This window comes from Leifsonia sp. YAF41 (assembly GCF_052113185.1).
GTDB lineage: Bacteria > Actinomycetota > Actinomycetes > Actinomycetales > Microbacteriaceae > Cryobacterium.
The window spans coordinates 367,132-392,053 of the sequence record NZ_JBFRCS010000001.1 but is presented as its reverse complement, the minus strand read 5'-3'; the positions used below and the strand labels follow the sequence as shown (position 1 = coordinate 392,053).

24 protein-coding genes, 1 tRNA gene and 1 rRNA gene are annotated in these 24,922 nt (G+C 66.0%); 22 read left to right on the top strand and 4 right to left on the bottom strand.

The features are described from left to right. Nucleotides 1–16 precede the first annotated feature (16 nt). The 19 genes from rrf (at nucleotide 17) to AB4Y63_RS01720 (ending at nucleotide 19,168) form a co-directional block, all read left to right on the top strand. A 5S ribosomal RNA gene (rrf, locus tag AB4Y63_RS01810) occupies nucleotides 17–133 on the top strand. A gap of 112 nt (nucleotides 134–245) precedes the next feature. Further along, entirely contained in the window at nucleotides 246–2,693 is a 2,448-nt protein-coding gene (locus AB4Y63_RS01805; RefSeq protein ID WP_441789316.1) for a primosomal protein, read from the top strand. A gap of 6 nt (nucleotides 2,694–2,699) precedes the next feature. Then, entirely contained in the window at nucleotides 2,700–3,737 is a 1,038-nt protein-coding gene (locus tag AB4Y63_RS01800; protein WP_441789315.1) for an HAD-IIA family hydrolase, read from the top strand. Nucleotides 3,738–3,747: 10 nt separating this feature from the next. Continuing rightward, a complete protein-coding gene (locus AB4Y63_RS01795) occupies nucleotides 3,748–3,933 on the top strand; it encodes a hypothetical protein (RefSeq protein WP_441789314.1) in 186 nt (61 codons plus the stop codon). Continuing rightward, on the top strand, nucleotides 3,930–4,784 hold the full coding sequence (locus AB4Y63_RS01790) for a TlyA family RNA methyltransferase (RefSeq protein WP_441789313.1): 855 nt from the start codon (nucleotides 3,930–3,932) through the stop codon (nucleotides 4,782–4,784). The genes AB4Y63_RS01795 and AB4Y63_RS01790 overlap by 4 nt, the downstream gene beginning before the upstream one ends. A 4-nt stretch (nucleotides 4,785–4,788) precedes the next feature. Next, nucleotides 4,789–5,709: an NAD kinase gene (locus AB4Y63_RS01785; RefSeq protein ID WP_441789312.1), complete on the top strand. Its 921-nt coding sequence runs from the start codon at nucleotides 4,789–4,791 to the stop codon at nucleotides 5,707–5,709. Between the two features lie 123 nt (nucleotides 5,710–5,832). Next, on the top strand, nucleotides 5,833–7,527 hold the full coding sequence (gene recN, locus AB4Y63_RS01780; protein WP_441789311.1) for a DNA repair protein RecN: 1,695 nt from the start codon (nucleotides 5,833–5,835) through the stop codon (nucleotides 7,525–7,527). Between the two features lie 129 nt (nucleotides 7,528–7,656). Then, nucleotides 7,657–9,345, top strand: coding sequence for a CTP synthase (locus tag AB4Y63_RS01775; protein ID WP_441789331.1), 1,689 nt, complete (start codon nucleotides 7,657–7,659; stop codon nucleotides 9,343–9,345). Next, entirely contained in the window at nucleotides 9,338–9,976 is a 639-nt protein-coding gene (locus tag AB4Y63_RS01770; RefSeq protein ID WP_441789310.1) for an NUDIX domain-containing protein, read from the top strand. Before AB4Y63_RS01775 ends, AB4Y63_RS01770 begins: the two co-directional genes overlap by 8 nt. Continuing rightward, nucleotides 9,973–10,878 carry a site-specific tyrosine recombinase XerD gene (gene xerD / locus AB4Y63_RS01765; RefSeq protein WP_441789309.1) on the top strand — a complete coding sequence of 302 codons (906 nt, stop codon included), beginning with the start codon at nucleotides 9,973–9,975 and terminating at the stop codon, nucleotides 10,876–10,878. Before AB4Y63_RS01770 ends, xerD begins: the two co-directional genes overlap by 4 nt. A gap of 463 nt (nucleotides 10,879–11,341) precedes the next feature. Beyond that, nucleotides 11,342–12,229, top strand: coding sequence for a ParA family protein (locus tag AB4Y63_RS01760; protein ID WP_441789308.1), 888 nt, complete (start codon nucleotides 11,342–11,344; stop codon nucleotides 12,227–12,229). Then, nucleotides 12,213–13,022, top strand: coding sequence for a segregation and condensation protein A (locus AB4Y63_RS01755; RefSeq protein ID WP_441789307.1), 810 nt, complete (start codon nucleotides 12,213–12,215; stop codon nucleotides 13,020–13,022). Before AB4Y63_RS01760 ends, AB4Y63_RS01755 begins: the two co-directional genes overlap by 17 nt. Continuing rightward, a complete protein-coding gene (scpB, locus tag AB4Y63_RS01750) occupies nucleotides 13,012–13,653 on the top strand; it encodes an SMC-Scp complex subunit ScpB (protein WP_441789306.1) in 642 nt (213 codons plus the stop codon). The genes AB4Y63_RS01755 and scpB overlap by 11 nt, the downstream gene beginning before the upstream one ends. Next, a complete protein-coding gene (locus AB4Y63_RS01745) occupies nucleotides 13,650–14,483 on the top strand; it encodes a pseudouridine synthase (protein WP_441789305.1) in 834 nt (277 codons plus the stop codon). Before scpB ends, AB4Y63_RS01745 begins: the two co-directional genes overlap by 4 nt. An 81-nt stretch (nucleotides 14,484–14,564) precedes the next feature. Next, nucleotides 14,565–15,647 carry a prephenate dehydrogenase gene (locus tag AB4Y63_RS01740; RefSeq protein WP_441789304.1) on the top strand — a complete coding sequence of 361 codons (1,083 nt, stop codon included), beginning with the start codon at nucleotides 14,565–14,567 and terminating at the stop codon, nucleotides 15,645–15,647. A gap of 4 nt (nucleotides 15,648–15,651) precedes the next feature. Next, nucleotides 15,652–16,362: a (d)CMP kinase gene (cmk, locus tag AB4Y63_RS01735; protein WP_441789303.1), complete on the top strand. Its 711-nt coding sequence runs from the start codon at nucleotides 15,652–15,654 to the stop codon at nucleotides 16,360–16,362. After that, complete coding sequence (gene der, locus AB4Y63_RS01730; RefSeq protein ID WP_441789302.1) at nucleotides 16,355–17,878, top strand: ribosome biogenesis GTPase Der; 1,524 nt, start codon at nucleotides 16,355–16,357, stop codon at nucleotides 17,876–17,878. The genes cmk and der overlap by 8 nt, the downstream gene beginning before the upstream one ends. A 320-nt stretch (nucleotides 17,879–18,198) precedes the next feature. Continuing rightward, nucleotides 18,199–18,642: a TlpA family protein disulfide reductase gene (locus AB4Y63_RS01725; protein WP_441789301.1), complete on the top strand. Its 444-nt coding sequence runs from the start codon at nucleotides 18,199–18,201 to the stop codon at nucleotides 18,640–18,642. Further along, nucleotides 18,626–19,168 (top strand): DUF4395 domain-containing protein, encoded by a 543-nt coding sequence (locus tag AB4Y63_RS01720; protein ID WP_441789300.1) that lies wholly within the window; start codon nucleotides 18,626–18,628, stop codon nucleotides 19,166–19,168. Before AB4Y63_RS01725 ends, AB4Y63_RS01720 begins: the two co-directional genes overlap by 17 nt. A gap of 151 nt (nucleotides 19,169–19,319) precedes the next feature. Here the strand turns inward: AB4Y63_RS01720 and AB4Y63_RS01715 are convergent, their stop codons facing one another. Both AB4Y63_RS01715 and AB4Y63_RS01710 read right to left on the bottom strand, forming a co-directional pair. Continuing rightward, entirely contained in the window at nucleotides 19,320–20,798 is a 1,479-nt protein-coding gene (locus tag AB4Y63_RS01715) for a DUF2252 domain-containing protein (protein WP_441789299.1), read from the bottom strand. A gap of 364 nt (nucleotides 20,799–21,162) precedes the next feature. Continuing rightward, nucleotides 21,163–22,653 carry a DUF2252 domain-containing protein gene (locus AB4Y63_RS01710; protein WP_441789298.1) on the bottom strand — a complete coding sequence of 497 codons (1,491 nt, stop codon included), beginning with the start codon at nucleotides 22,651–22,653 and terminating at the stop codon, nucleotides 21,163–21,165. 49 nt (nucleotides 22,654–22,702) lie between these two features. On the opposite strand from AB4Y63_RS01710, the gene AB4Y63_RS01705 reads away from it, so the two are divergent. Continuing rightward, the gene (locus AB4Y63_RS01705) at nucleotides 22,703–22,945 is read left to right on the top strand and encodes a hypothetical protein (RefSeq protein ID WP_441789297.1); all 243 of its coding nucleotides are present in this window, start codon (nucleotides 22,703–22,705) and stop codon (nucleotides 22,943–22,945) included. Between the two features lie 108 nt (nucleotides 22,946–23,053). Here AB4Y63_RS01705 and AB4Y63_RS01700 read toward each other — a convergent pair whose 3' ends face one another. Together AB4Y63_RS01700 and AB4Y63_RS01695 are read right to left on the bottom strand one after the other, a co-directional pair. After that, the gene (locus tag AB4Y63_RS01700; protein WP_441789296.1) at nucleotides 23,054–23,539 is read right to left on the bottom strand and encodes a hypothetical protein; all 486 of its coding nucleotides are present in this window, start codon (nucleotides 23,537–23,539) and stop codon (nucleotides 23,054–23,056) included. Between the two features lie 152 nt (nucleotides 23,540–23,691). After that, nucleotides 23,692–24,291, bottom strand: coding sequence for a GNAT family N-acetyltransferase (locus AB4Y63_RS01695; RefSeq protein ID WP_441789295.1), 600 nt, complete (start codon nucleotides 24,289–24,291; stop codon nucleotides 23,692–23,694). A gap of 118 nt (nucleotides 24,292–24,409) precedes the next feature. On the opposite strand from AB4Y63_RS01695, the gene AB4Y63_RS01690 reads away from it, so the two are divergent. Both AB4Y63_RS01690 and AB4Y63_RS01685 read left to right on the top strand, forming a co-directional pair. After that, a tRNA-Pro gene (locus tag AB4Y63_RS01690) sits at nucleotides 24,410–24,486 on the top strand. A gap of 177 nt (nucleotides 24,487–24,663) precedes the next feature. Continuing rightward, nucleotides 24,664–24,918 carry a helix-turn-helix domain-containing protein gene (locus tag AB4Y63_RS01685; RefSeq protein WP_441789294.1) on the top strand — a complete coding sequence of 85 codons (255 nt, stop codon included), beginning with the start codon at nucleotides 24,664–24,666 and terminating at the stop codon, nucleotides 24,916–24,918. Nucleotides 24,919–24,922: the final 4 nt, after the last annotated feature.

The following is a 24,922-nucleotide window of genomic DNA, read 5'->3' as shown; positions in this document are numbered from 1 at the left end:
GTTCATCACCAGATGTTTCGGCGGCCATAGCGAGAGGGAAACGCCCGGTCACATTCCGAACCCGGAAGCTAAGACTCTCAGCGCCGATGGTACTGCAGGGGGGACCCTGTGGGAGAGTAGGACACCGCCGGACTTAACTTAGAAAAACGTGAAATGGCCACCCTACGGGGTGGCCATTTTGCGTTAAGCCGTACGCTTGTAAGAGCACGAGGTACGGCACCACAAATTACACAGGAGATACAACAGTGAGCCCTTCAGGATCCAATGGCAACGACCCCCGCGGCGGTGGCCGGGAGGACCGATGGTCCGGCGCAGGCCGAAACGACCGCTCACAGGGTGATTCCGGACGCTCCTCGGGAGCTCCGCACCGTGGTAACTCCGATCGTCCGTCCGGCTCTGGTGAGCGTGCTCCCTACCGCGGCAATTCTGATCGTCCGTCCGGCTCGGGTGAGCGTGCCCCGTACCGTGGCAACTCCGATCGTCCGTCCGGCTCGGGTGAGCGTGCTCCCTACCGTGGCAACTCAGACCGCACGAGCGCACCGCGCGACGGTGAGCGCAAGCCGTGGGAGAAGTCCGGCGAGCGTCCGGCTTACCGTGGCAACTCAGACCGTCCGTCCGGTTCGGGCGAGCGTGCCCCGTACCGAGGCAACTCTGACCGCACGAGCGCTCCGCGCGACGGCGAGCGTAAGCCGTGGGCCAAGGACGGCGAGCGTGCTCCCTACCGTGGAAACTCCGATCGTCCTTCGGGTTCTGGTGAGCGTGCTCCCTACCGTGGGAACTCCGACCGCACCAGCGCACCGCGCGATGGCGAGCGTAAGCCGTGGGAAAAGTCGGGCGAACGTCCCGCCTACCGCGGAAACTCTGACCGTCCGTCGTCTGGTTCCGGTGAGCGTAAGCCCTGGGAGAAGTCCGGCGAACGCTCCGAGCGTCCTCCGTACCGCGGAAACTCTGACCGTCCGTCGTCTGGTTCCGGTGAGCGTAAGCCCTGGGAGAAGTCCGGCGAACGCTCCGAGCGTCCTCCGTACCGCGGAAACTCTGACCGTCCGTCGTCTGGTTCCGGTGAGCGCAAGCCGTGGGCCAAGGACGGCGAACGTCCGGCCTACCGCGGAAACTCCGATCGTCCCGATCGCCCGGCCCGCCCTCCCCGCGACGGCGAGCGTTCTGAGCGTCCGGCCTACCGCGGCGGTGCAGATCGTCCCGGACACCACGGCGACAAGAAGCCGTGGGACAAGGATGGTTCACGCTCCGAACGCCCGCGCCGCGACTCAGATTCACGTGACGGCGACAAGAAGCTGTGGACTCGCGACGGTGCCCCGGCCCGTAACGACCGTGAAGCCCGCGACGCGCAGTACATCGCTGAAGAGGAGACAGCCGAGCAGCGGATGCAGCGCGAGCTGCGCCCGGTTCGCTCGCGTCACGATGACCCCTTCCTGCCCGATGACGTCTCCGACAAGGACCTCGACCGCATCGCGCGCAACGAGCTGAAGACGCTCACCAAGGACAACGCTGAATGGGTGGCCAAGCACTTGGCCATGGCTGTTCGACTCATCGAGGAGGACCCGGAGCAGGCTCACCTGCACGTCGTTTCCGCGGCCCGCCGTGCCGGCCGCATCGCGGTCGTTCGTGAGACGTTGGCCATCACGGCGTATGCCGTCGGCGACTACGCTCTGGCACTTCGCGAACTGCGCACCTACCGCCGGATCTCCGGCTCGAACGAACAGATCGCCCTGATGGTCGACAGCGAACGTGGCGTGGGACGCCCCGACCGTGCTCTCGAGCTCGGCCGTTCGGTTGACCGCAGCACGCTGCCCGCCGGCGTTCAGGTGAGCCTCGCGATCGCCATGTCCGGGGCCCGTCTGGACCTCGGCGAGACCGAAGCCGCTCTGCGCGAGCTTGAGATTCCGCAGCTCGACCCGAAGACCGCCTTCTCCTACAGCGCAGAACTGTTCTCGGCTTACGCCGAGGTGCTGGCCGACCTCGGACGCGAGCCTGAAGCTGAGAAGTGGATGACTCTGGCCGCTCGCGCCGATGCCGCATTCGGCGACGCTGCTGCCCTCGACGAAACCATCGAGATCATTGAAATCGATGAGGACGAAGAAGGCATTTCGCTCGACGACGAATTCGTTGAGTTGGATGAGGAATCGACGGACGAATCTGCTGAGGAGGTTGTTGAGGTCTCGACAGGCTCGACCACCGATGCTGCTGAAACCGTAGCGGTCGTTGAGGTTTCGGCCCCCGAGGCAGTCGAGGTCGAGAAGGCTCCGAAGGCTGAGAAGGCTCCGAAGGCTGAGAAGGCTCCGAAGGCTGAGAAGGCTCCGAAGGCTGAGAAGGCTCCGAAGGCTGAGAAGGCTGAGAAGGCTGAGAAGGCTGGGAAGGCTGAGAAGGCTGAGAAGGCTGAGAAGGCTCCGAAGGCTGAAAAGGCTGAGAAGTCCGTCAAGGTCGAGAAGGCTGCGAAGGCTCCGAAGGCTGTAAAGGTCGAGAAGTCAGCCAAGGTCGAGCAGGCTGCGAAGGCCGTTGAGACCCCCGAGGTCTCGACAAGCTCGACCACCGCGACGACCGACGATGACGCCAAGGCCGCCAAAGCCGAAGCAGCCCGCCTCGCGAAGAACGAGAAGGCTCGCATCGTTCGTGCCGAGAAGGCTGCGGCGAAGGCAGCTGCCGAGGCAGCCGACAACGCCGCGACGAAGAAGTAGAGAAGGGTGCTGAAGCTGGGGCGCAAGACGAAGGCGACAACGCCTCTCGACGGCGTCGAGGTTCTGCTCGCTGACCTCGATGGTGTCGTCTACGCCGGTCCGGCCGCCATTCCGTTCGCGGTTGAAGCGCTGAACCAGGCTGCCGAAACGATGCGCGTCGGCTACATCACCAACAACGCATCCCGCACCGATCAGTCCGTCGCCGACCACCTGACCGAACTCGGTCTGGCGGTCGCGGCGGCGGATGTCGTCACGTCGCCCCAGGCCGCCGTGCGTCTGCTCGCCGAGCAGGCGCCGGCCGGTTCCCAGATCTTGGTGGTCGGCGGCGAAGGGCTGGTCGTCGAGGTCGAGAAGGCCGGGTTCATCGTGACCCGGTCGGCCGACGACAAGCCGGCAGCGGTCATCCAGGGATTTGCACCCGATGTGGGCTGGGCGCAGTTGGCCGAGGCGGCCTTCGCGCTGAACAACTCAGCGGCTGACGGCGGCGAGGGCATTCCGTGGATCGCCACGAATACCGACTGGACGATTCCGGTCGCCCGCGGCATCGCCCCCGGCAACGGCACGCTCGTCTCAGCCGTGCACACGGCCGTCGGGCGCCTGCCGCTCGTCGCCGGCAAGCCGGAGGTCGCCATCTTCACCGAGGCGATCAACCGGTTCGATGCCAAGAATGCACTGTTCATCGGCGACCGGCTCGACACCGACATCCTCGGCGCCAACCGTGCCGGCATTCCCTCGGTGCTGGTGCTGACCGGCATCGACAAGGCCAAGCAGGCTTTGGCGGCCGATGCGAACTCGCGTCCACAGTTTCTGCTCAGCGACCTCCGCCAGCTGCACGAGCCCTACCCGGTGCCCGTGTTCAGCAAGGACGGATCGACGGCCACCGTCGACGGCGCGACCGTGCGCATCCGTGGCAATGACGTCGAGATCACCGCTGACGGCGACAACGGGATCAACCTGTTGCGCGCTGCCTGCGCCGTGATCTGGGCGTGTGGCCGACCGATCTACGGGTTGAACGTTCCGGAGCGACTGTATCTCGACCGGTAATCTAGACAGCATGGATTCCACCGAGATTGCTGCCGACGGCTCGTTCGACGCCTCGTTTGAAGCGGGGCTCGCCTCACGTCTGGGTGCGATCGACGACCAGCCGCTGGAGCAGCGTGCCGCGGAGTACACCGAGCTTCATGACCAGCTGCGCAGCCGCCTCGAGGGCGGCGACGTGCCGGCAGCGGCACGCCGATGAACGAGGTGATTCCAGCGGATGACGCGACCCCGGTGACCGAGCCGACGCCCGTCACCGAGGTTCGCCTGGACACCGCGCTCGTCGAGCGCGGCCTCGTGCGTTCGCGCACCGTGGCCGCCAAACTCATCGCCGACGGCCTGGTCACGGTTGATGGCAAACCGGTGGTCAAGGCATCCGCCAAGGTGCGTGAGAGTCAGCTGCTCGAAGTGGCTGGCACCGATCACTACGTGAGCCGCGGCGCCCACAAACTCATTGCGGCGCTCGACGCCTTCGAGATCCCGGTTGCCGGGCGCACGGTGCTCGACGCCGGCGCGTCGACCGGAGGATTCAGTCAGGTTCTGCTCGAACGCGGTGCTGCCCAGGTGATCGCCGCCGATGTCGGGCACGGTCAGCTTGCGCCGGAGCTCGCCGCCGACGAACGTCTGGCTCTGGTCGAGGGCTTCAACCTGCGCTATGCGACGGCCGAAACGATCGCCGCGGCATCCGGAGTCGCGACGCGCCCCGACCTCGTCGTCGGCGACCTCTCGTTCATTTCGTTGACGACGGTGCTGCCCGCCCTCGTTGCAACCGCGACCCCCGGCGCCGACTTCGTGCTTCTGATCAAGCCGCAGTTCGAGGTTGGAAAAGAGAGCATTCGGGAGGGCGTCGTCACCAACCCGGCGCTTCGAGCGGATGCCATCACCGGCGTGCTCTGGGCGGCGTTTGACCTGGGCCTCCGCACCAACGGCCTCATCGCCTCGCCGATTGCCGGTGCGGCGGGAAATCGTGAGTATCTGTGCTGGATCAGCACCGCATCCGACAGTAATCCGACAGAATGGATCGACCGGATCACCCGACTCGTGGGAGCGTGACGACATGACTGCAACGCCACGCCACATCCTCGTCGTCGCGCACACCGGACGCACCGATTCGCTCGATGCAGCGGTCACCGTCTGTGAGAAGCTGATCGCCGCCGGCGCCGTGCCGGTGCTCGACACGACCGAACGCGCCGACCTGCTGGCGTCGTCACCCGAGCTTTCGCGGCACCTCGGCATTCTGGGCGACGGCGTTGACGCCGACGAACTTGAGCTGGTCATCGTGCTCGGCGGTGACGGAACTATTCTGCGCGCCGCAGAACTCGTGCGCGGATGCTCCGCCCCGCTTCTTGGCATCAATCTCGGCCATGTCGGATTCCTGGCCGAAAGCGAGCGCGACGACCTCGACGTGGCGGTGCACCGCGCGCTCACCCGCGACTACACCGTCGAGGAGCGCATGGCGCTCTCGGTACGCGTCAAAGTCGGCAGCGACGTCGTCTACGAGACCTGGGCGCTGAACGAAGCGACCGTCGAGAAGGCCAGCCGCGAACGGATGCTCGAGGTCGTCATCGAGGTCGATGGCCGCCCCCTCTCGTCGTTTGGCTGCGATGGCGTCGTCATGTCGACGCCCACCGGGTCAACCGCGTACTCGTTCTCAGCCGGCGGCCCGATCGTCTGGCCGAGCCTCGACGCGCTGCTGCTCGTTCCGCTGTCGGCCCACGCGCTGTTTGCCCGGCCGTTGGTCGTCGGGGCTGATTCGTCGCTCGCCGTCGAGATTCTCGCGCGCAGCGACGGCACTGCGGTGCTCTGGGCCGACGGTCGACGCGCCTATGATTTGCCGCCCGGCGCCCGGGTTGTCGCCCGGAAGTCGAGTGTTCCGGTGCGTCTGGCGCGCCTGCACTCCGGACCATTCACCGATCGTCTCGTGAACAAATTCAACCTGCCCGTCACGGGCTGGAGGGGGCCTGTTGGCCGTGAGTAACACGCTGTCCTTGAACGGCCGGACGAACACGGCGGGGGAGCAGCCCATCCAGGTGGCCGTGAGTAGTGGGCTCTCCATTCGCAATCTGGCAAGCCGAGCGTTGGCAATGAACGGTGGACGAGCATGATCGAAGAACTGTCGATTCGCGACCTCGGCGTCATCGCAGAAGCCACCCTGCCGCTCGGCCCCGGTTTCACCGCAGTCACGGGTGAAACCGGCGCCGGAAAGACCATGGTCGTCACGGCGCTCGGTCTGCTGCTCGGCGAACGCGCCGACGCCGGCACCGTGCGCCAGGGCCAGGCCCAGAGCTGGGTCGAGGGCCGCTGGCTCGTCGACCCCTCCGGCGCCGTCGCCGATCGGGTGCGCGATGCCGGGGGAGACCTCGACGGCCCGGAGCTCATCCTCGGTCGTTCCGTCTCAGTCGAAGGCCGCAGCCGTGCGATCGTCGGGGGACGCAGCGCTCCAGCGAGCGTGCTCGGCGACCTCGGCGGAGACCTCGTCGTCGTGCACGGGCAGTCGGATCAGGTGCGCCTGCGCTCCTCCATCGCCCAGCGTGAAGCCCTCGACCGGTTCGCCGGCCCCGACCTCGCCACCGCGCTGACCAACTATCAGGCGGCCTTCCACCGCTGGCAAGCCAATCGCGTCGAGCTCGAGCAGCTCACCCGCGAACGCGACGACCGCGCCCGCGAAGCCGACGATCTGCGCGCGGCGATCGCCGAGATTGAGGCCGTCGCACCGCAGCGCGGTGAAGACACCGAACTGGCCGAGCGCGCCGAACGCCTCGGCAACCTCGAAGAGCTGCGGCTAGCCGCCGCGCAGTCGCGCGAGCTGCTCTCGGCCGAAGAGTCGGTCGACGATGTTCCGGATGCGACGGCGCTGCTCGACGCGGCACGTCGCCAACTCGAGCGCGCGGCCGGCCACGACCCCGCTCTACCTCCGATCGTCGAGGCGATCGCGAACGCCGGTTTTCTCGTCGCCGACATTGCCGCACAGCTGTCCAGCTACCTGGCCGGCCTCGACGCCGACGGAGCACGCGAGCTTGAGATCGTGCAGGAGCGACGCGCGGAACTCTCGGCCATTGCCCGCAAGTACCTCGGCGGACTCGACGAGGCCATCGACTTTCTCGACACGGGCAGCGCCCGGCTGGTCGAGCTCGACGGCGACTCCGACCGCATCGACGAACTCGAGAACGAGACGGAAGCCGACCAGCGCCAGGTCGACGAGCGAGCCGCCACCCTCACCGCATTGCGCGTGCGGGCCGCAGCGGCACTCGGCGGCGCCGTCACCGCGGAACTGAGTGCGCTGGCGATGCCCGACGCGTCACTGATCGTGGAGATCGACAGCCGTGACGAGGCCACCCTGACGGGTCGCGACAGTGTGAAGATTCTGCTTCAACCGCATGCCGGGGCTGAGCCGCGATCGCTCGCGCGCGGCGCATCCGGTGGTGAACTCTCCCGTGTGATGCTCGCGATCGAAGTGGTCATCAACGCGACAGACCCGGTGCCGACCTTCGTCTTCGACGAGGTGGATGCCGGAGTCGGCGGGGCAGCGGCGATCGAGATCGGTCGACGCCTCGCCCGCCTCGCCGAAACCGCTCAGGTGATTGTCGTCACCCACCTCGCGCAGGTTGCCGCCTTCGCCGGGAATCACCTCACCGTGGTCAAAGACAGCGACGGGGCGGTGACGGCGTCGAGCGTGAGGCAGCTGCAGGGCGAGGAGCGTGCCGCCGAAATGGCGCGTCTGCTCTCGGGCCTGCCCGACTCGGCGAGTGGCCTTGAGCATGCCCGCGAACTGATCGCTCTCGCGCACGCGCGCTGACGCGAACGCCGACTCCGTGTCGGCCACGGAGCCGACTCCGGCACCGACGAATCTTTGTCTGGAGTCGGCATCAATCTGGTCACACTGGGGAGACGTTCAGGGTCACGCCTGATAGGCTCGAGGCCCGTGGTGAACATTAAAAACGCGGACAACTCAGACGGCACTACCAAGCACATTTTTGTGACCGGTGGTGTCGTTTCTTCATTGGGAAAAGGCCTGACGGCAGCGAGCCTCGGCAATCTTCTCACCGCGCGGGGACTACGCGTCGTGATGCAGAAACTTGACCCCTACCTCAACGTCGACCCGGGAACGATGAACCCGTTCCAGCACGGCGAAGTCTTCGTCACCGACGATGGCGCCGAAACCGACCTCGACATCGGTCACTACGAGCGATTCCTCGACATCAATCTGAGCCAGGCGGCGAACGTCACCACCGGTCAGATCTACTCGCAGGTGATTGCCAAGGAGCGCCGCGGCGAGTACCTCGGCGACACCGTGCAGGTCATCCCGCACATCACCGACGAGATCAAGCGCCGCATGCGCTTGCAGGCCAGCGACGAGCTGCGCCCCGACGTGATCATCACCGAGATCGGTGGCACCGTCGGTGACATCGAATCGCAGCCCTTCATCGAAGCCGCCCGTCAGGTGCGCCACGAACTCGGCCGCAAGAACGTGTTCTTCGTGCACGTGTCCCTCGTGCCGTACATGAACGCATCCGGTGAGCAGAAGACCAAGCCGACGCAGCACTCCGTCGCCGCCCTGCGCTCCATCGGCATCCAGCCCGATGCCCTGGTGCTGCGCAGCGACCGCCCCGTCTCCGAGTCGAACAAGCGCAAGATCGCGCTGATGTGCGACGTCGACGAAGATGCAGTGGTCAACGCCATCGACGTGCCGAGCATCTACGACATCCCGACCATGCTGCACAACCAGGGTCTCGACGCCTACATCATCGACGCGCTCGACCTGGTGGCCGACGACGTCGACTGGACCAGCTGGCAGCCGGTGCTCGACGCCGTGCACGAACCCAAGTTCGAGGTGAACATCGGACTTGTCGGCAAGTACATCGACCTGCCGGATGCCTACCTCTCGGTCACCGAGGCGCTGCGAGCCGGCGGCTTCGCACACCAGAGCAAGGTCAAGATCCACTGGATCCCTTCCGATGAGTGTGAGACCGAAGAGGGCGCCGCGCACATGCTGGCCGACCTCGATGGCATCTGTGTTCCCGGCGGATTCGGCGTGCGCGGCATCGAGGGCAAGCTCGGTGCGCTGCGCTTCGCCCGTGAGAACGGCATCCCGACCCTCGGCCTGTGCCTCGGCCTGCAGTGCATGGTCATCGAATACGCCCGCAACAAGGCCGGCCTGCCCGGCGCTTCATCGAGCGAGTTCGACGAAGACACCGAGTTCCCCGTGATCGCGACGATGGAGGAGCAGATCGAGATCATCGCCGGCGGCGACCTGGGCGGCACCATGCGCCTCGGCCTGTACCCGGCCACCCTCGCTCCCGGTTCGTTGGTTGCCGAGATGTACGGCGCCAACGAGGCGTCGGAGCGTCACCGTCACCGCTACGAGGTCAACAACCGCTACCGCGACCAGATCGCCGAAGCCGGCCTCTGGTTCTCGGGCACGTCACCTGACCGCCACCTGGTGGAGTACGTCGAGCTCACCCGCGACCAGCACCCGTTCTACGTGGGCACGCAGGCGCACCCCGAGCTGCGCTCGCGCCCGAACAACGCCAACCCGTTGTTCCGTGGCTTGATCGGTGCAGCTCTTGACCGCCAGCAGGCCAGCCGACTCTTCGAAGTGAAGGTTGATGCCTAACCAGCCTCTTGAAGACGATCTCGCTCCGGCCCCCGTGGTCGTGAGTGGGGTCGTCTTTGCCGGCAAGATCTGGGATGTGCGCCGCGACGAGTTCGAGTACAACGGCTCGCCGATCGTGCGCGAGTACCTCGACCACCCTGGCGCCGTCGCCATCCTGGCGCTCGACACGCACGACCGGGTTCTGCTGATCAAGCAGTACCGGCATCCGGTGCGGGCGCGCGAATGGGAGCTTCCGGCCGGGCTGCTCGATGAGTTCGGTGAGAGCCCGCTCGACGGAGCCAAGCGCGAGCTGGCCGAAGAGACGGATGTCGCGGCCGACGACTGGGCCGTGCTCAGTGAGTTCTACACCTCGCCGGGCGGCAGCGACGAGGTCATCCGCATCTACCTGGCGCGCGGTCTCACCGAGCTGCCCGACCCGTTCGAACGCGTTCATGAAGAAGCCGACATGAAGATTCGTTGGGTGTCGCTCGACGACTGTGTCGATGCGGTACTCGAGCGACGCATCCAGAACCCGTCGCTGGTGATCGGCGTGCTCGCCGCGCAGGCTGCCCGCAGTCGTGGCTGGGCGAGCCTGGGTCCGGCCGACGCGCCGTGGCCACGGCATCCGTCGAACTGGAAAACCGGCGCGTGAACATCGAGGCGGCCGTGGATTCGTACCTGCGGCATGTCTCGATCGAGCGGGGGCTGGCCGCGAACACCGTCGCCGCGTACCGGCGCGATCTCGTCATCTACTCCGACTGGCTCGGCGTTGCCGGACTCGACGATCTGCGCGCCGTCACCTCGGCTCAAATCTCTGAGTTCGTGAGGTTTCTCGGCAGTCGCGAGGAGTCGCCGCTGACCGCGTCGTCGATCGCGCGCATCCTGTCGAGTGTGCGCGGATTCCACCGGTTTCTGCTCGAAGAGTCGCTGGTCGAGACGGATGTCGCGCACGACACGAAGCCGCCGAAGCTCGGCTCCCGGCTGCCGAAGGCCATTTCGATTGAGCAGGTGAACGCTCTACTGGCCGCCACCGACGGTGACGAGGTGCAGCAGTTGCGCGACAAGGCGCTACTGGAGCTGCTCTACGCGACCGGCGCGCGGGTGTCGGAGGTGGTCACGCTCAACGTCGACGATGTGCTCGAAGAGGATGTCGTGCGGCTGACCGGCAAGGGCGACAAGCAGCGGATTGTGCCGCTCGGCAGCTTCGCGCGGGTCGCCATCGACGCCTACCTGGTGCGGGCACGGCCGAAGCTGTCGGTGCGGGGGAGCGCGACACCGGCACTGTTTCTGGGGATGCGCGGCGCGCGAGTCAGCAGGCAGAACGCGTGGTTGATCATCCGTGCGGCGGCCGAGCGCGCCGAACTGACCGTTGAGGTGTCTCCGCACACGCTGCGGCACTCGTTCGCGACGCATCTGCTGGCCGGGGGAGCGGACGTGCGCGTCGTGCAGGAGCTGCTCGGGCACTCGTCGGTGGCGACGACGCAGATCTACACGCTGGTGACGGCCGACACCCTGCGGGACATGTACACGACGGCGCATCCGCGGGCCCGTTAGCCCATTCATTCGGTTGCGGTCCGTCTCGGGCGGGCTCACTGGCGATTGCACGCCCTTAGTCCGCCGAAACGGCGCCGCGCGGGTTGAAAACCACCACGCGCATTGAATTCAACCCGCGTGGCGGTTTTCGACCCGCGCGGCGCATTCGAGGCGTGATGGATGCGCGACGGGTCTCGACAGGCTCGACCACCGATTCGGTACCGGGCGGAGGTCTGGACGGGTGCGACCCCGAACGAGCCGAGCCCCGTGGCTAACTCAGGAAAAAAGAGGATGCGTCGCCGCAGCATCCGCAGAATCATGCGCGCAATTTCGGGAGATCGCTGGGATTTCCTGAGTTAGCCACATCTGAAGCACGAATTCGGGGCCGGACCGGGCCTGATGCGGCGATGCGCGCCATCCGGAGGCCGCTCTCTCGCTAGAATCGAGCAGGTAATTGGCTGCAGGACGGATAGAGGACATCTCAGTGGCGCGTAGGCAGGACAACCGGACAGAGCTCCCGGGGCTCGAAGTGAAGGCTGTCGGCCCCACCGGACGCCCGCTGCGAGAGTTTCCCGACCCGCGCCCCCTCAAGCTTCACGGTCCGGCCCGCATCATCTCGCTCTGCAACCAGAAGGGTGGAGTCGGCAAGACCACGACCACCATCAACCTGGCTGCGGCGCTCGCCGGCTACGGCCGCCGCGTTCTCGTCGTCGACTTCGACCCGCAGGGCGCCCTCTCGGCCGGCCTCGGCGTGCCCACCCATGACGTGGCCACCATCTACGACCTGCTGCTGAGCGGATCGAAAGACCCGTTCGACGCCATCCAGCACACGAACGTGCAGGGCCTCGACATCATCCCGGCCAACATCGACCTCTCGGCCGCCGAAGTGCACCTCGTCAACGAGGTTGCCCGCGAGCAGATTCTGGCCCGCGTACTGCGCAAGGTCTCGGCCGACTACGACGTCATTCTGATCGACTGCCAGCCCTCGCTCGGCATCCTGACCGTGAACGCCCTGACGGCGAGCCACGGCGTGCTCATCCCGCTCGAGTGCGAGTTCTTCGCGCTGCGCGGCGTCGCCCTGCTGATCGAGACCATCGACAAGGTGCGCGACCGGCTGAACCCGGCCATCGAGCTCGACGGCATCCTGGCGACCATGTACGACTCCCGCACGCTGCACTCGCGTGAGGTTCTGGAGCGTGTGGTTGACGCGTTCGGCAACCAGGTGCTCGAGACGGTCATCGGTCGCACGGTCAAATTCCCCGACGCCAGCGTGGCCGGGCAGCCGATCACCGATTTCGCTCCGGAACACCCGGCGGCCAAGGCCTACCGCCAGATGGCGCGGGAACTGATCCAGCGTGGCGCTGTCGCCTAACGCGGTCGAAACTCCCGCCTTCTCGGTGGCTCTCGGCAACTTCGAGGGCCCATTCGATCTGCTTCTCACCCTGATCGGCAAGCACGAACTCGACATCACCGAGATCGCGCTCAGCCGGGTCACCGACGAGTTCATCTCCTACCTGCGCGGCCTCGACTCGGCCGAGGAACTCGACCAGGCCACCGAGTTCCTGGTCGTCGCGGCGACCCTGCTCGACCTCAAAGTGGCCGGACTGCTGCCGCTCGGCGAGCTCGTCGACGCCGAAGACGTGGCCCTGCTCGAGGCACGCGACCTGCTCTTCGCCCGGCTGCTGCAGTACCGCGCGTTCAAGGAGGCGTCGGCCTGGTTCGCCGGACAGCTCGAAACCGAATCCGCCCGGCATGTGCGCTCGGTGCGGCTCGAAGAGAAGTACCGTCAGCAGACCCCCGAACTGATTTGGACGCTCACCCCGGCCGACTTCGCCGCCCTGGCCACCCTGGCTTTGACGCCGAAGGAGCTACCGAGCGTCGGCCTCGACCACCTGCATGCGCCGCTGGTCAGCATCCGGGAGCAGGCCGCGCACGTCGTGGCGATTCTGCGTGCCGCCGACACCGTGAGCTTTCGCGAGCTGATCGTCGGCGCCGACCAGAAGGGCGTCGTCATCGCCCGCTTTCTGGCCGTGCTCGAGCTCTACCGGTGCGGCGCGCTCTCGTTCGAACAGATTGAACCGCTCGGCGAGCTCAGCCTGCGCTGGTGCGCCGAGAACTGGTCAGAAGAAAACCTCGCGAACCTCGGAGCCGACTATGACAACTGACAACGCGACAACCGACAGCGCGATCGCCGGCAACACCGCGACAACGGATGCGACATTCGCCGACCGCGACTCGGCCCTCGACCGCAAACTCGAAGCCATCCTGATCGTGGCCGACGAGCCGCAGAGCCTGGTTCACCTGGCCAGCGCCCTCGACGAACCGCTGCCCGTCGTGCGCGCCGCGGTCGCCCGCCTCGTCGCGGATTTCGACGGCGACGGCAATGGCTTCGGCGGCACCGTGCGCCGCGGCTTCGAACTGCGTGAGGTCGCCGGCGGCTGGCGCATCTACGTGCGGGCGACGCACGATGAACTGGTCACCGACTTTGTGCTCACCCAGAACCCGAGCCGGCTCTCGCAGGCCGCCCTGGAGACACTCGCGGTGATCGCCTATAAGCAACCGATCAGCCGCGGGGCGGTAGCCTCAATCAGGGCCGTCAACGTCGATGGAGTGGTACGCACCCTCCTCGGCCGTGGTTTGATCACTGAGGCCTTCACCGACAGCGAGACGGGTGCGATCAACTACGCCACCACAGACTTGCTGCTGACCCAGCTCGGAATCAACTCGCTCGACGAGTTGCCACACTTATCGCCGTTGCTCGATGACGGCGCAGAAGGATTTGAGGATCTACGATGACCAGCGATTTCGCACCCGACGCCGGCAACCCCGAAGCAGCCGTAGACGGCGTACGCCTGCAGAAGGTGATGGCCTCCGCCGGAGTCGCCTCCCGCCGCGTCTCTGAAGAGATGATCGCCGCCGGGCGCGTGCGCGTGAACGGCAAGGTCGTGACCGAGGCCGGGCGTCGGATCCACCCGGAGACCGACGAGATCGCCGTCGACAACATCGCCGTGCAGCTCGACACAAGCCGCCGCTACCTGATGCTGAACAAGCCGGTCGGCGTCGTGTCGTCGATGCAAGACGAGAGCGGTCGCCCCGACCTGCGCGAGTTCACCAAGGACTACGAGGAACGCCTCTTCAACGTGGGACGCCTGGACGCGATGACCAGCGGCCTGCTCATTCTCACCAACGACGGCGACCTCGCCCACGTGCTCGCGCACCCCTCGTTCGGTGTGACCAAGACCTACATCGCCAAGGTCGAACGCCGTGTCACCGCGCAGACCATCGCCGCACTGCAGAACGGCATCGAGCTCGAAGACGGCCCGATCGCGGCCGACAAGGCCCGCGTGCTCACCGGTCAGGGCGGCGACGGCTTCAGCCTCGTCGAGATCACCCTGCACTCCGGTCGCAACCGCATCGTGCGTCGCATGCTGGATGCCGTCGGTCACCCGGTCGTCGACCTCGTGCGCCGCCAGTTCGGCCCCCTCAACCTCGGCACTTTGCGGGCCGGCGCCGTGCGCGACCTCACTAAGGTTGAACTCGGCGAGCTGCTCACGGTGTCGCGTGCTGCGCGTCCGGCGCAGGGTGCCGCAACCCCGGCCTCCGACAATTCAGACGCCGCCAACTAAGCAGCCCAACGGCTGCAGTCAGCAGCGAGCTGGCACCAGTCAGCACTAGCCAGCAAGCTTCACACAGCAAGGAGAACGTGAGTGGTGGAGAGTCGCCTCGTCGGGCCGGTTCGCATCGTCGGTGTCGGCCTGCTCGGAACCAGCGTGGGCCTCGGCCTCCGCAACCGCGGCATTGAGACGATCCTCGCCGACGCCTCGCCCACGAACCTCAGCATCGCCATCGACTACGGGGCCGGCCGTGCCGCCCGGGACGATGACGAACCGCAGCTGATCGTGGTCTGTGTTCCGCCCGATGTGACGGCCGAAATCGTCGCGCGCGAGCTCGACGCGTTTCCGAACGCGATCGTGACGGATGTCGCCAGCGTCAAGCTGGCCCCTCTGGCCGAACTGCGGGAGCGAGGCGCCGACGTGTCCCGTTACATCGGCTCGCACCCGATGGCCGGCCGGGAACGCGGCGGACCCCTCTCGGGCCGCGCCGACCTGTTCATCGGTCGCCCCTGGGTCGTTGCCGCGCACGGCGGCATCAGCTACCAGAAGGCCAATGCGATCGACGATCTGATCCTCGACCTCGGCGCCGTGCTCATCGAAATGACCCCCGAGGAACACGACAGGGGAGTGGCGCTCGTCTCGCACGTTCCCCAGGTGATCTCCACGATCCTCGGCCGCCAGCTCGCTGACGCCCCGCATGCGTCGCTGAACCTCGCCGGTCAGGGCGTGCGTGATATGACCCGTCTGGCCGCGAGCGACGCCGACCTCTGGGTGCAGATTCTGGGCGCGAACGCGAAGCCGGTGCGGGATATCCTGCTCAGCTACCGCGACGACCTCGACCGGTTCATCGACGCGCTCGCCGACCCGGCCGCGCCCGGCGCGCGTCGCAAGGTGGCCGAGGAGATGATCGGTGGAAACGCCGGCGTCGCCCGCCTGCCCGGCAAGCACGGTCACGACCGCCAGTTCTCGTCGATGATCGTGATGATCGACGATACCCCGGGCCAGCTCGCCCGGCTGCTGCACGAGATCGGTGAGATCGGGGTGAACCTCGAAGACCTGCGTCTCGAGCACTCGCCCGGTGCCGAGATCGGCCTGGTCGAAATTTCTGTTCTACCCGAGGTGGTCGCCCGCCTCACCGATGAGCTGGCCGCGCGCGGCTGGCGGATTGCCGGATAACCGTATGACCCTGAACACCCACACGACTCCCGACGACGTTCCCATCGTCGTCGCCATCGACGGACCGGCCGGCAGCGGCAAGTCCAGCGTCAGCAAGGCGGCGGCCCATCGCCTCGGCTACGCGTTTCTCGACACCGGCGCCGCCTACCGCGCGTTCGCCTGGTTCGCGCTTTCGCGGGGCATCGACATGAGCAATGCGGATGCTGTCGCGACGTTGCTGGTGGACTTCGACTACTTCATCGGCACCGACCCCGACGACTACATCGTGCAGGTCGGCGACACCGACGTGACCGACGCCATCCGTGAGCCGCGGGTGACGTCGGCGGTCAGCGCGATCGCCAAGGTTCCGGCCGTGCGCGAGCACCTCACCAACCTGTTCCGGCGCATCGCCCGCGACGTGCTGAAGCCCGGAATTGTGATCGAAGGCCGCGACATCACGACCGTCGTGGCGCCCGGCGCCGACGCTCGCATCCTTCTCACAGCATCCGAAGAGGCTAGAATGGCTAGGCGCTCTCTGGAAATATCGACCCAATCGGCCGAAACAGTAGCAGAACAGCTGCGATCGAGAGACTTGGCTGACTCGAAGGTTGTCGAGTTCATGAGCGCCGCAGACGGTGTGACCACCGTCGACTCCACCCATCTCGACTTCGAGCAGACCATTGACGCGGTCATCGACGTCATCACCACACGTACCGCGAGGAACTCGCATGAATAGCAACGATTACGACGACACGAGCCCCGAGCTCGTCGACGACGAGCTGGCCGACAAGCTGGCGAACCTTGACGAGGAATTGGAAGTAACCCGCGCCGCGGCGTTGCGTTCCGGCCTCGACGACTACGAACTTGATGAAGAGGACTTCGACGTTCTCAACCTGGCGACGGAGGACCCCGACGCCATTCAGTACCTGCCGGCCCTGCCGGTCATCGCCATCGTCGGCCGCCCGAACGTGGGCAAGTCGGCACTGGTGAACCGTATCCTCGGCCGCCGCGAGGCAGTCGTCGAGGACACCCCCGGCGTCACCCGTGACCGCGTCACCTACAAGGGTGAGTGGAACGAGCGCCGGTTCAGCCTCGTCGATACCGGCGGCTGGGAGCCCGACGCCAAGGGCATCGACGCATCCGTCGCCATGCAGGCCGAGATCGCGATCGACCTCTGCGACCTGGTCATGTTCATCGTTGACTCCAACGTGGGCCCGACCTCCACCGATGAGGCCGTCGTCAAGATGCTGCGCAAGAGCGGCAAGCCCGTCTTCCTCGTCGCCAACAAGGTCGACGACATCCGTCAGGAGCCCGAAGCGGCCAACCTGTGGGCGCTCGGCCTCGGCCAGCCCTGGCCCGTCTCCGCCCTGCACGGGCGTGGCGTTGCCGACCTTCTCGATGCAATCCTGCTGGAACTGCCCGAGATCTCGAACGTTGCCAAGCAGGAAGTCGGCGGCCCGCGTCGCGTCGCCCTGCTCGGCCGCCCGAACGTGGGCAAGTCCAGCCTGCTCAACAAGGTTGTCGGCGAAGAACGTGTCGTCGTCAACGAGATGGCCGGCACCACCCGCGACCCGGTTGACGAGCAGGTTGAGCTCGGCGGCAAGGTGTGGCGTTTCGTTGACACCGCCGGCATCCGTCGTCGCGTGCACCTCTCGCAGGGCGCCGACTTCTACGCCTCGCTGCGCACCAGCGCCGCGCTGGAAAAGGCCGAAGTTGCCGTCGTTCTGATCGACGTCACCGAGGTCATCAGCGAGCAGGATGTGCGCATCATCGACCTGGTTCTCGAGTCGGGCCGTGCGCTCGTGCTCGCGTTCAACAAGTGGGACATGATCGACGACGACCGTCGTCGCTACCTCGAGCGTGAAATCGAGCAGGACCTGGCCCACGTGGCCTGGGCCCCGCGCGTGAACATCTCGGCTCGCACCGGTCGCCACATGGAGAAGCTGGTTCCGGCCCTCGAGGTCGCTCTCGAGTCGTGGGACACCCGCGTCGCCACCGGCAAGTTCAACGCCTTCCTGGCCGAGCTCGCCGCGGCACACCCGCACCCCGTGCGTGGTGGCAAGCAGCCCCGCATCCTGTTCGGTACGCAGGCGTCCAGCCGTCCGCCGACATTCGTCATCTTCACCACCGGGTTCCTCGACCCGGGGTACCGCCGCTATATCACGCGTCGTCTGCGCGAGATCTATGGATTCATCGGCAGCCCGATCAACATCAGCATGCGAGTTCGCGAGAAGCGCGCGCGCAACAAGTAGCCTCTGCTACTACCGGTGGTCGAGCTTGTCGAGACCACAGGAGCCCGTCTCGACTTCGGTCGGGGCGGGCTCTTCTGCGTCTCCCTCCCGTCTCCGTTGATCGAGCCTGTATCCATGCCGTTGATCGAGGAGCAGCCGACGCAGGAGGCCGCGTCTCGAGATCTCGTGAGTCGATCCTTGAACGTGGGTCGCGTCTGAGGATTGGCTCGCGGGATTTCGAGACGCGCGCTCGCAGGCTCGCGTGCTCCTCAATCACCGGTCCCACGTAATGTCCTGTCACACTCCGCAGGGAGCGCGGCGGCTGGCGTAGCGTCGGCAGCATGCATCCGGTCGTCGCTCTCACCCTCGTGCTCGGCCTGGTCGCCGTCGCGACCGGGCTCGGGCTGGTCTGGCGCCGCCAACAGGGTCGGTTTCGAGTCATTGCGTCCGAGTTGATCCGCCCGACGGATGTCGCCAGTTCGGCCGCGTTCGGCGCCCGCGCGACGCTGCTGCAGTTCAGTACCGACCTCTGCTCGCGCTGCCCGGGCACGCACCGGTTGCTCGGCGCGGTGGCAGACGCCCGACCCGGCGTCGTGCACCTCGACATTGACCTCACGCACCGCGCGGATCTCGCGAACCGCTTCAACATTCTGCAGACACCGACGACGATCGTGCTCGACGGGTCGGGGCGCATCCGCGCCCGGATCAATGGCGTGCCCAACCGGGGCCAGCTCACCACGCAACTCGACGACCTTGTCAGGAGTGACCATGTCCACAGCGGCTAATACATCGGGAGCCGGTTTGTCGGGCGGCACGCAGGGCAGCGCGCAGGGCAACGCGCAGGAAAACACGCAGCGCAGCGCGGGGATCGACCCGCGCGGGCCTCGGTTCAGCGCGGCGATCACGGCCGTGCTGCTGCTGGCGGTTGTCTTCTTGGCGCTGGTGGGGGCATCCGTCGCGGCGTTGGTGCTGCTCGCGGTAATCGCGGCACTGTTCGCGTGGGGTGCGTTCGCCGGGGTGAAGCGTCACCCCTACGGGCTGCTGTTCCAGAAGCTGGTGCGGCCGCGTTTGTCGCCGCCGACCGAGCTGGAAGACTCTGCTCCGCCGACGTTCGCGCAGGGGATCGGGCTTTTCGTGACGCTGATCGGTGTTGTGCTCGGGCTCCTCGGTGTGGCGCCGGCCGTGCCGATCGCGGCGGCGGCCGCCTTTGTGGCGGCGTTTCTGAACTCCGTATTCGGCTACTGCCTCGGCTGCCAGTTGTACCTACTGCTGGTGCGGGCCGGGGTGCTCGGGCGGGTGCGCGCGGCCTGATTGATCTCGGTGGTTGAGGAGCGAGCGCCAGCGAGCGTCTCGAAACCTCGTGCGTCGGCCCTCAGACGCAACCATGGTTCAGAGATTGGCTTGCTGGATCTCGAGATGCGGCCTTCTTCGTCGGCTGCTCCTCGATCACCGACCAGCTCACTCACTGGCGGGCAGTGCCTCTGAACAACCCCTGCGCCTGCGCCTTCTCCTGCGCGCGAGCCAGCGCCACGTCGGGTGACATGTCGGGCATGGGAAAGGTTCCGGCCCTGATCGCTTCGCCCAGCTGCACGAAGTCCGCATGCGACTGATCGGCGTAGGCGTGAGCCCACTCGGCAATCGCATCGGTGAAAGCATCGGAGTTGCCAATGTAGCCGGCGGCAAATGCCCCATTCGGACTCTGCGAGTGGGCACGAGCCAACAACCGACCGCAGGCGTCGACATAGTCGAGAAAGGTGTTGCGTTTCAGCGCCTCAATGTCGATCGAGACGTTGCGGTCGCGAAACTGCCGAACGTAGAAGCCGAGCCCGATGCCCGTGAAGTAGCCGAGGAACGGGTCAGAAACCGCCTGCAGGATGCGTTGGTTGGCGACGACTCGGAGGCCGTGATCCGCGGTGAGGGACTCCGGTTCATTGAGGTGGGAGACGACCGGCTCGATGCCGCCATACTCGTTGAGCACCGAACGCCCGGCCTCCTTGATCTGCAGGATCAGACCCTCGCCGCTTGGCCCGGTGAGCACGACGATGAAGCAGCGGGTGCCGACGCTGCCGACCCCGACAACGCGGCGCACGATATCCGTCACGGTGTACTGAGAGAGCAAGAAGGCGATGTCGGGCGAGACCGAGTGCCGGTAGGTCTCAATCATTTCCTTGACTTGCAACTCGTAGTCCGGAGGGACGTGGGTCAGGGTCGGTGGTCGCTCGACGATGGAGATCGTGCCGTCGTCGCCGAGTTCGGTGATCCGGTTGAGCTCCCGGGCGGAGGTGCGACGTGCTGAAGCGGTGAGCGCCTGATCGACCACCAGCTGGGTGTCTTTGCCGTAGCGAGAAGAACCCGGGTTCACCTCGGCGCGGCGGTAGTAGCGCTCGAGGGTGTCGAGTTCGAGCATCTCGTTGAGCCCCAGCCGATACGCGGTGGCCGCGGCTTGTGCGGCTTCGCGCACCTCGCGAGACGAGAATCCCTTGTGTCTGCCGGCGATGACGACGGAGGTGACAAAGCGTTTCACGTCCCACTCCCACGGGCCGAACGCAGCCTCGTCGAAGTCGTTCAGGTCGAAGACCATCGTGCGTTGCGGCGAGGCGAAGAGCCCGAAATTCGAGATGTGGGCGTCACCGCAGAGCACCACACCGGCACCCGTCGTCGGGGCGCCGGCGAGGTCGGCGGCTTGCAAAGCGGCGGTGCCGCGGTAGAACGCGAACGGGTTTTGCATCATCCGTTCCAGACGCAGCGGCACGAGCCAGGGCAGCCGGCCCTCGTTCTGCTGGCGCAGGATGTCGAGCGGATCGCGCCCGGCATCGGCGGTGTACTCGGAATGGGCCGTTCGTGGCAGTGCCTGTCGGGCCTGACGGCCGGCCTTCAGTCGATCATCCAACGTGGTGATGGGCGGGTGCTCGAACCTGTGCCGCGAGGAGGAATCGTTCATTTCGCCCGCCTTTCGCCGATGAAGGGTGTGGATCAGGGTACTCCCACTGATCCCCGGATTGCACGCCTTTGATTCGACATCCGCTCGCTCGATCACCGGAACCACGCAATGTCTTGTCACCCTCCATCGGGAGCACAGCGGCTCGCGTAGCGTCGGCAGCATGCATCCGCTCGTCGCGTTCACCCTCGTGCTCGTCTGGTCGCCGTCGCGACCGGGCTCGGCCCGGTCTGGCGACGCCAGCAGGGTCGGCCGACGCTCGAGACCCCGTGAGCCGACTTTCGGACGCGGCCCAAGTCCGGGAATTGGATTGCGAGGTCTCGAGATGCGCGCTCCTGCGTCCTATGCTCCTCGACCAATGAGATGGTCAGAGGCTGCCGGGGGGCGCTTTCGAGCGCACCACAGCCTCGTGCGCTCTCTCCTGGGCCTGAGCCCGGGCGAGAGCATCCTCTATCGTTCCTTCTGGCAGAGTGAACGTTCCCGATTCCATCGCTTCGGCCAACTGCACGTAGTCGGCGTACGACTGGTCTGCGTAGGCCTCGGACCACTCGGCGATTGCGGTGTCAAAGACATCTGACCCGCCGAGATAGCCGGCGACGAATGCCGCGTTCGGGCTCTGGGAGTGTGCCCTGGCCAGGATGCGGCCGCAGGCATCGGCGTAGTCGAGAAAACTGCGGCGCTCCAGCGTATCTACGTCGATAGAGACGTTTCGGTCGCGAAACTGTCGAACGTAGAAGCCGAGATCGGAGGCCGTGAAGTAGCCGAGGAACGGGTCGGAAACCGCTTGCAGAATGCGTTGGTTGGAGACGACTCTGAAGCCATGGTCTTCGCTGAATGTCTCCGATTCCCGTAGGCGGCTAGCGACGGGTTCGACACCCCCGAACTCATTCAGCACCGAACGGCCGGCCTCCTTCACCTGGAGGATCAATGATTCGCCGCTGGGACCAGACAGCACGACGATGAAACAGCGGGTGCCGACGCTGCCGACGCCGACCACGCGGCGCACGGCATCCGTCACCGTGTACTGAGACAGCAGAAACGCGATATCGGGCGAAACCGTTTGCCGATAGGTCTCGATCAGACCTTCGACCAGGCCCTCGAGCTCTTCGGGAAGGTGTGTCAGCGTGGGCGGCTGCTCAATGATCGAGATCGTCCCGTCGTCTGTTCGCTCGGTGATCTTGTTGAGCGTTCGGGCCGAGGTGCGCCGCTCTGAGGCTTTGATCGCCTGCTCGATGACCGAGCGGGTCTCTTTGCCATAGCGCGAAGACGCGGGATCGACTTCTGCTCGCCGGTAGTAGCGTTCGAGGGTGTCGAGTTTGAGCATCTCTTCGAGCGCGAGCCGATAGGAGCTCGCAGCGACCAATGCTGCTTCGCGCACCTCGTCGGGGGAGTAGCCCTTGTGCCGGCCGGCGATGACGACGCTGGTCACGAAGCGTTTCACGTCCCATTCCCAGGGACCGAACGCTGCTTCATCGAAGTCGTTCAGATCGAAGACCATCGTGCGCTGCGGTGAGGCGAACATGCCGAAATTGGAGATGTGGGCGTCGCCGCAGAGCACCACACCGGCGCCGGATGTCGGGGCATCGGCCAGATCGGCGACTTGCAGGGCGGCGCTGCCACGGTAGAAGGCAAACGGGTTGTCCAGCATCCGTTCGAGACGCAATGGCACGAGCCACGGCAGGCGAACTTCATTCTGCTGGTGCAGGATGCCGAGCGGATCGCGGTCAGGATTGGCCTTATAAACGGACTGCGAAGATCGCGGCATTGCGCGTCGGGCGCGACGGCCCTCTTCGCGGCGTTCCTCGGCTGTGGTGATGGACGAGTGGTCGAACCGAAGTCGCCCGAGTGTTTCCTCCATGGCGCCTGCTTTCTCTGCGAGGGGCGGTGATGGGGCACAGGCTACTCCCGTGGCGGGGTGGGACGCATCGGCCTCGTCGGTGATCGAGCGTGTCGAGACATCAGCCATTTCGGTGGTCGAGTTTGTCGAGACCCCTGCCATCTCGGTGGTCGAGCTTGTCGAGACCTCTGCCATTTCGGTGGTCGAGCTTGTCGAGACCTCTGCCATCTCGGTGGTCGAGCTTGTCGAGACCCCCGCCATCTCGGTGGTCGAGCTTGTCGAGACCCCCGCTGGCCGATCTTCGGAGCATTAGTCGCGTCTGCATGTCAACCCGCGCAAACTCGAGAGGGTCGATCACCGGTGGGTTAACGCACAAGGCGGCCCCGCGCTTTCGCGCCGGGCCGCCTTCGTCAGATCTGGTTTAGGCCTTGGTGTCGCCTTCGGTCGGTGCTGACGGCGTCTCGTCGTCGGCAACTGCGGGAGCGTCAACCGTTGCTGTTTGCGCCGCCGAAACGGGCGTCTCCGGGGCCGTGAACGCAACCGCCGGAGCAGTCGCGGTGGGCGCCGCGATGACGATGTCATCATCCGTGTCGGCGAAGTCGGCTTCGCTGACAGCGGCCGTAACGGCTGCCGAACGTGCGATCACGAACGACACAGCGTGAATGGCCAGGGCGATGAGCAGGCCCAGTACGCCAACACCGATGAGGGTGGCGCCGAGTGAGCTGCCCGACTGCAGGGTGAAGAGCTTGCCGTAGTCGGCCGACTGCTTCGTGTAGAGGTCGGCCTGGCCGGAGTTCGACGAGGTCATGAGCACGTAGCCGACGAGGCCGACAACCACCGAGGCCAACCACAGAATGGCCAGCGAGTAGTTGGTTTTCGTCGGGGCGCCGGGAGTTTTCGGAGACATGTTTTCCTTCGTCGTGTTGAGCGACCCGAAGCGGGCCACTGAAAACCGTAGGGGAGTCAGCTATGTGGTTTCTATGAGGGGCCTGAGGATCCTCGCAATCTCTTACTGCCAGCGGCGGTGCGGGCGTGTCGGCGATGTTTGCTTGATAGCGCCTATTCGGTGAGTCGTAGCTGCACCACGGCGCGGTCGGATTTCGGGCGTGCGGCGACGGTGAACCCGGCGCGCTCGAACAGCGAGAGCGGCCCGTGATAGAGGTCGGCCGACGAGGCTTTGGGGCGCTCGGCGACGTCGACGGGATATGCCTCGATGATCCGAGCGCCGTGGGCCCGGGCGTGCTCGACGGCTCCCTCGAGCAGCGCGCCGCTGACTCCGCGCTTGCGAAAGCCGACGCGCACCACGAAGCAGGTGACCGCCCAGACGGATGCGTCGTCGAGGTCATCGAGACCGCCCGCCGCGACCAGGGGCATCCGCTTGAGCCGGCTGTAGTTCGGACGGGGCTCGACCGCGCACCAGCCGACCGGTTCGTCGCCGAGGTAGGCCAACACGCCCGGGGCGGGTGTCGGAGCCTCAATCTGTTCACGCAGCGTCCGGCTGAATTCTTCGCGGGGGCGGTCGTTCCATTCGGCGTTGCTCAGCTTGAAGAATTGGCACCAGCAACCGGCCGGATCGCCGCGGATTCCGAAGACAATGCGCACGTCTTCCCACGGCACGGTGTCGACGGGGCGTACGGTCAAATCGGAGAGCACAGGCATGCTGCCACGCTAACGCGATGCCGGGTGTGCGCAAAGGGTCTGCGGAGGCGGTAAGCTATTCGAGTTGTCTCTTGCAGGTGCAGATCGGTTCGCCGGGAAGCGTTTGGGGGAGTATCAACGGGCTGTAGCGCAGCTTGGTAGCGCACCTGACTGGGGGTCAGGGGGTCGCAGGTTCAAATCCTGTCAGCCCGACCAAATGTCCCGGAAACTCAAGGGTTTCCGGGACTTTTTTGGTTAGAGATTTGATTAAGTCATCACTACGCCATCTTTTTCACTTCTACGGAGCCGCTGAGCCGGCCCTGTTGTCCGGGGCGCCGACGTCGGTTTCGGTTCTTCCCGATCGTCCGGGATCGTGGCGCGCACCTTCTGGGCATGAGCATCCACGACGACAACCCACCCGCGACTCCCACCGACTCCTGGGGGTTGGAGCCCCTGATGGACGTCAACGAGCTGGCGTCCTACCTCGGCCTGCCAGTCTCCACGGTCTACGACTGGCGGGTGCACGGCAAAGGCCCCACGGCCTACCGGTTCGGCAAGCACCTGAAGTTCGCCATCTCCGACGTGCGAGCCTGGATCGCCCAGCAGCGCGAACCCTCCAACCCGCCCGGGCGCCTCGATCGGCGGTGAGCTG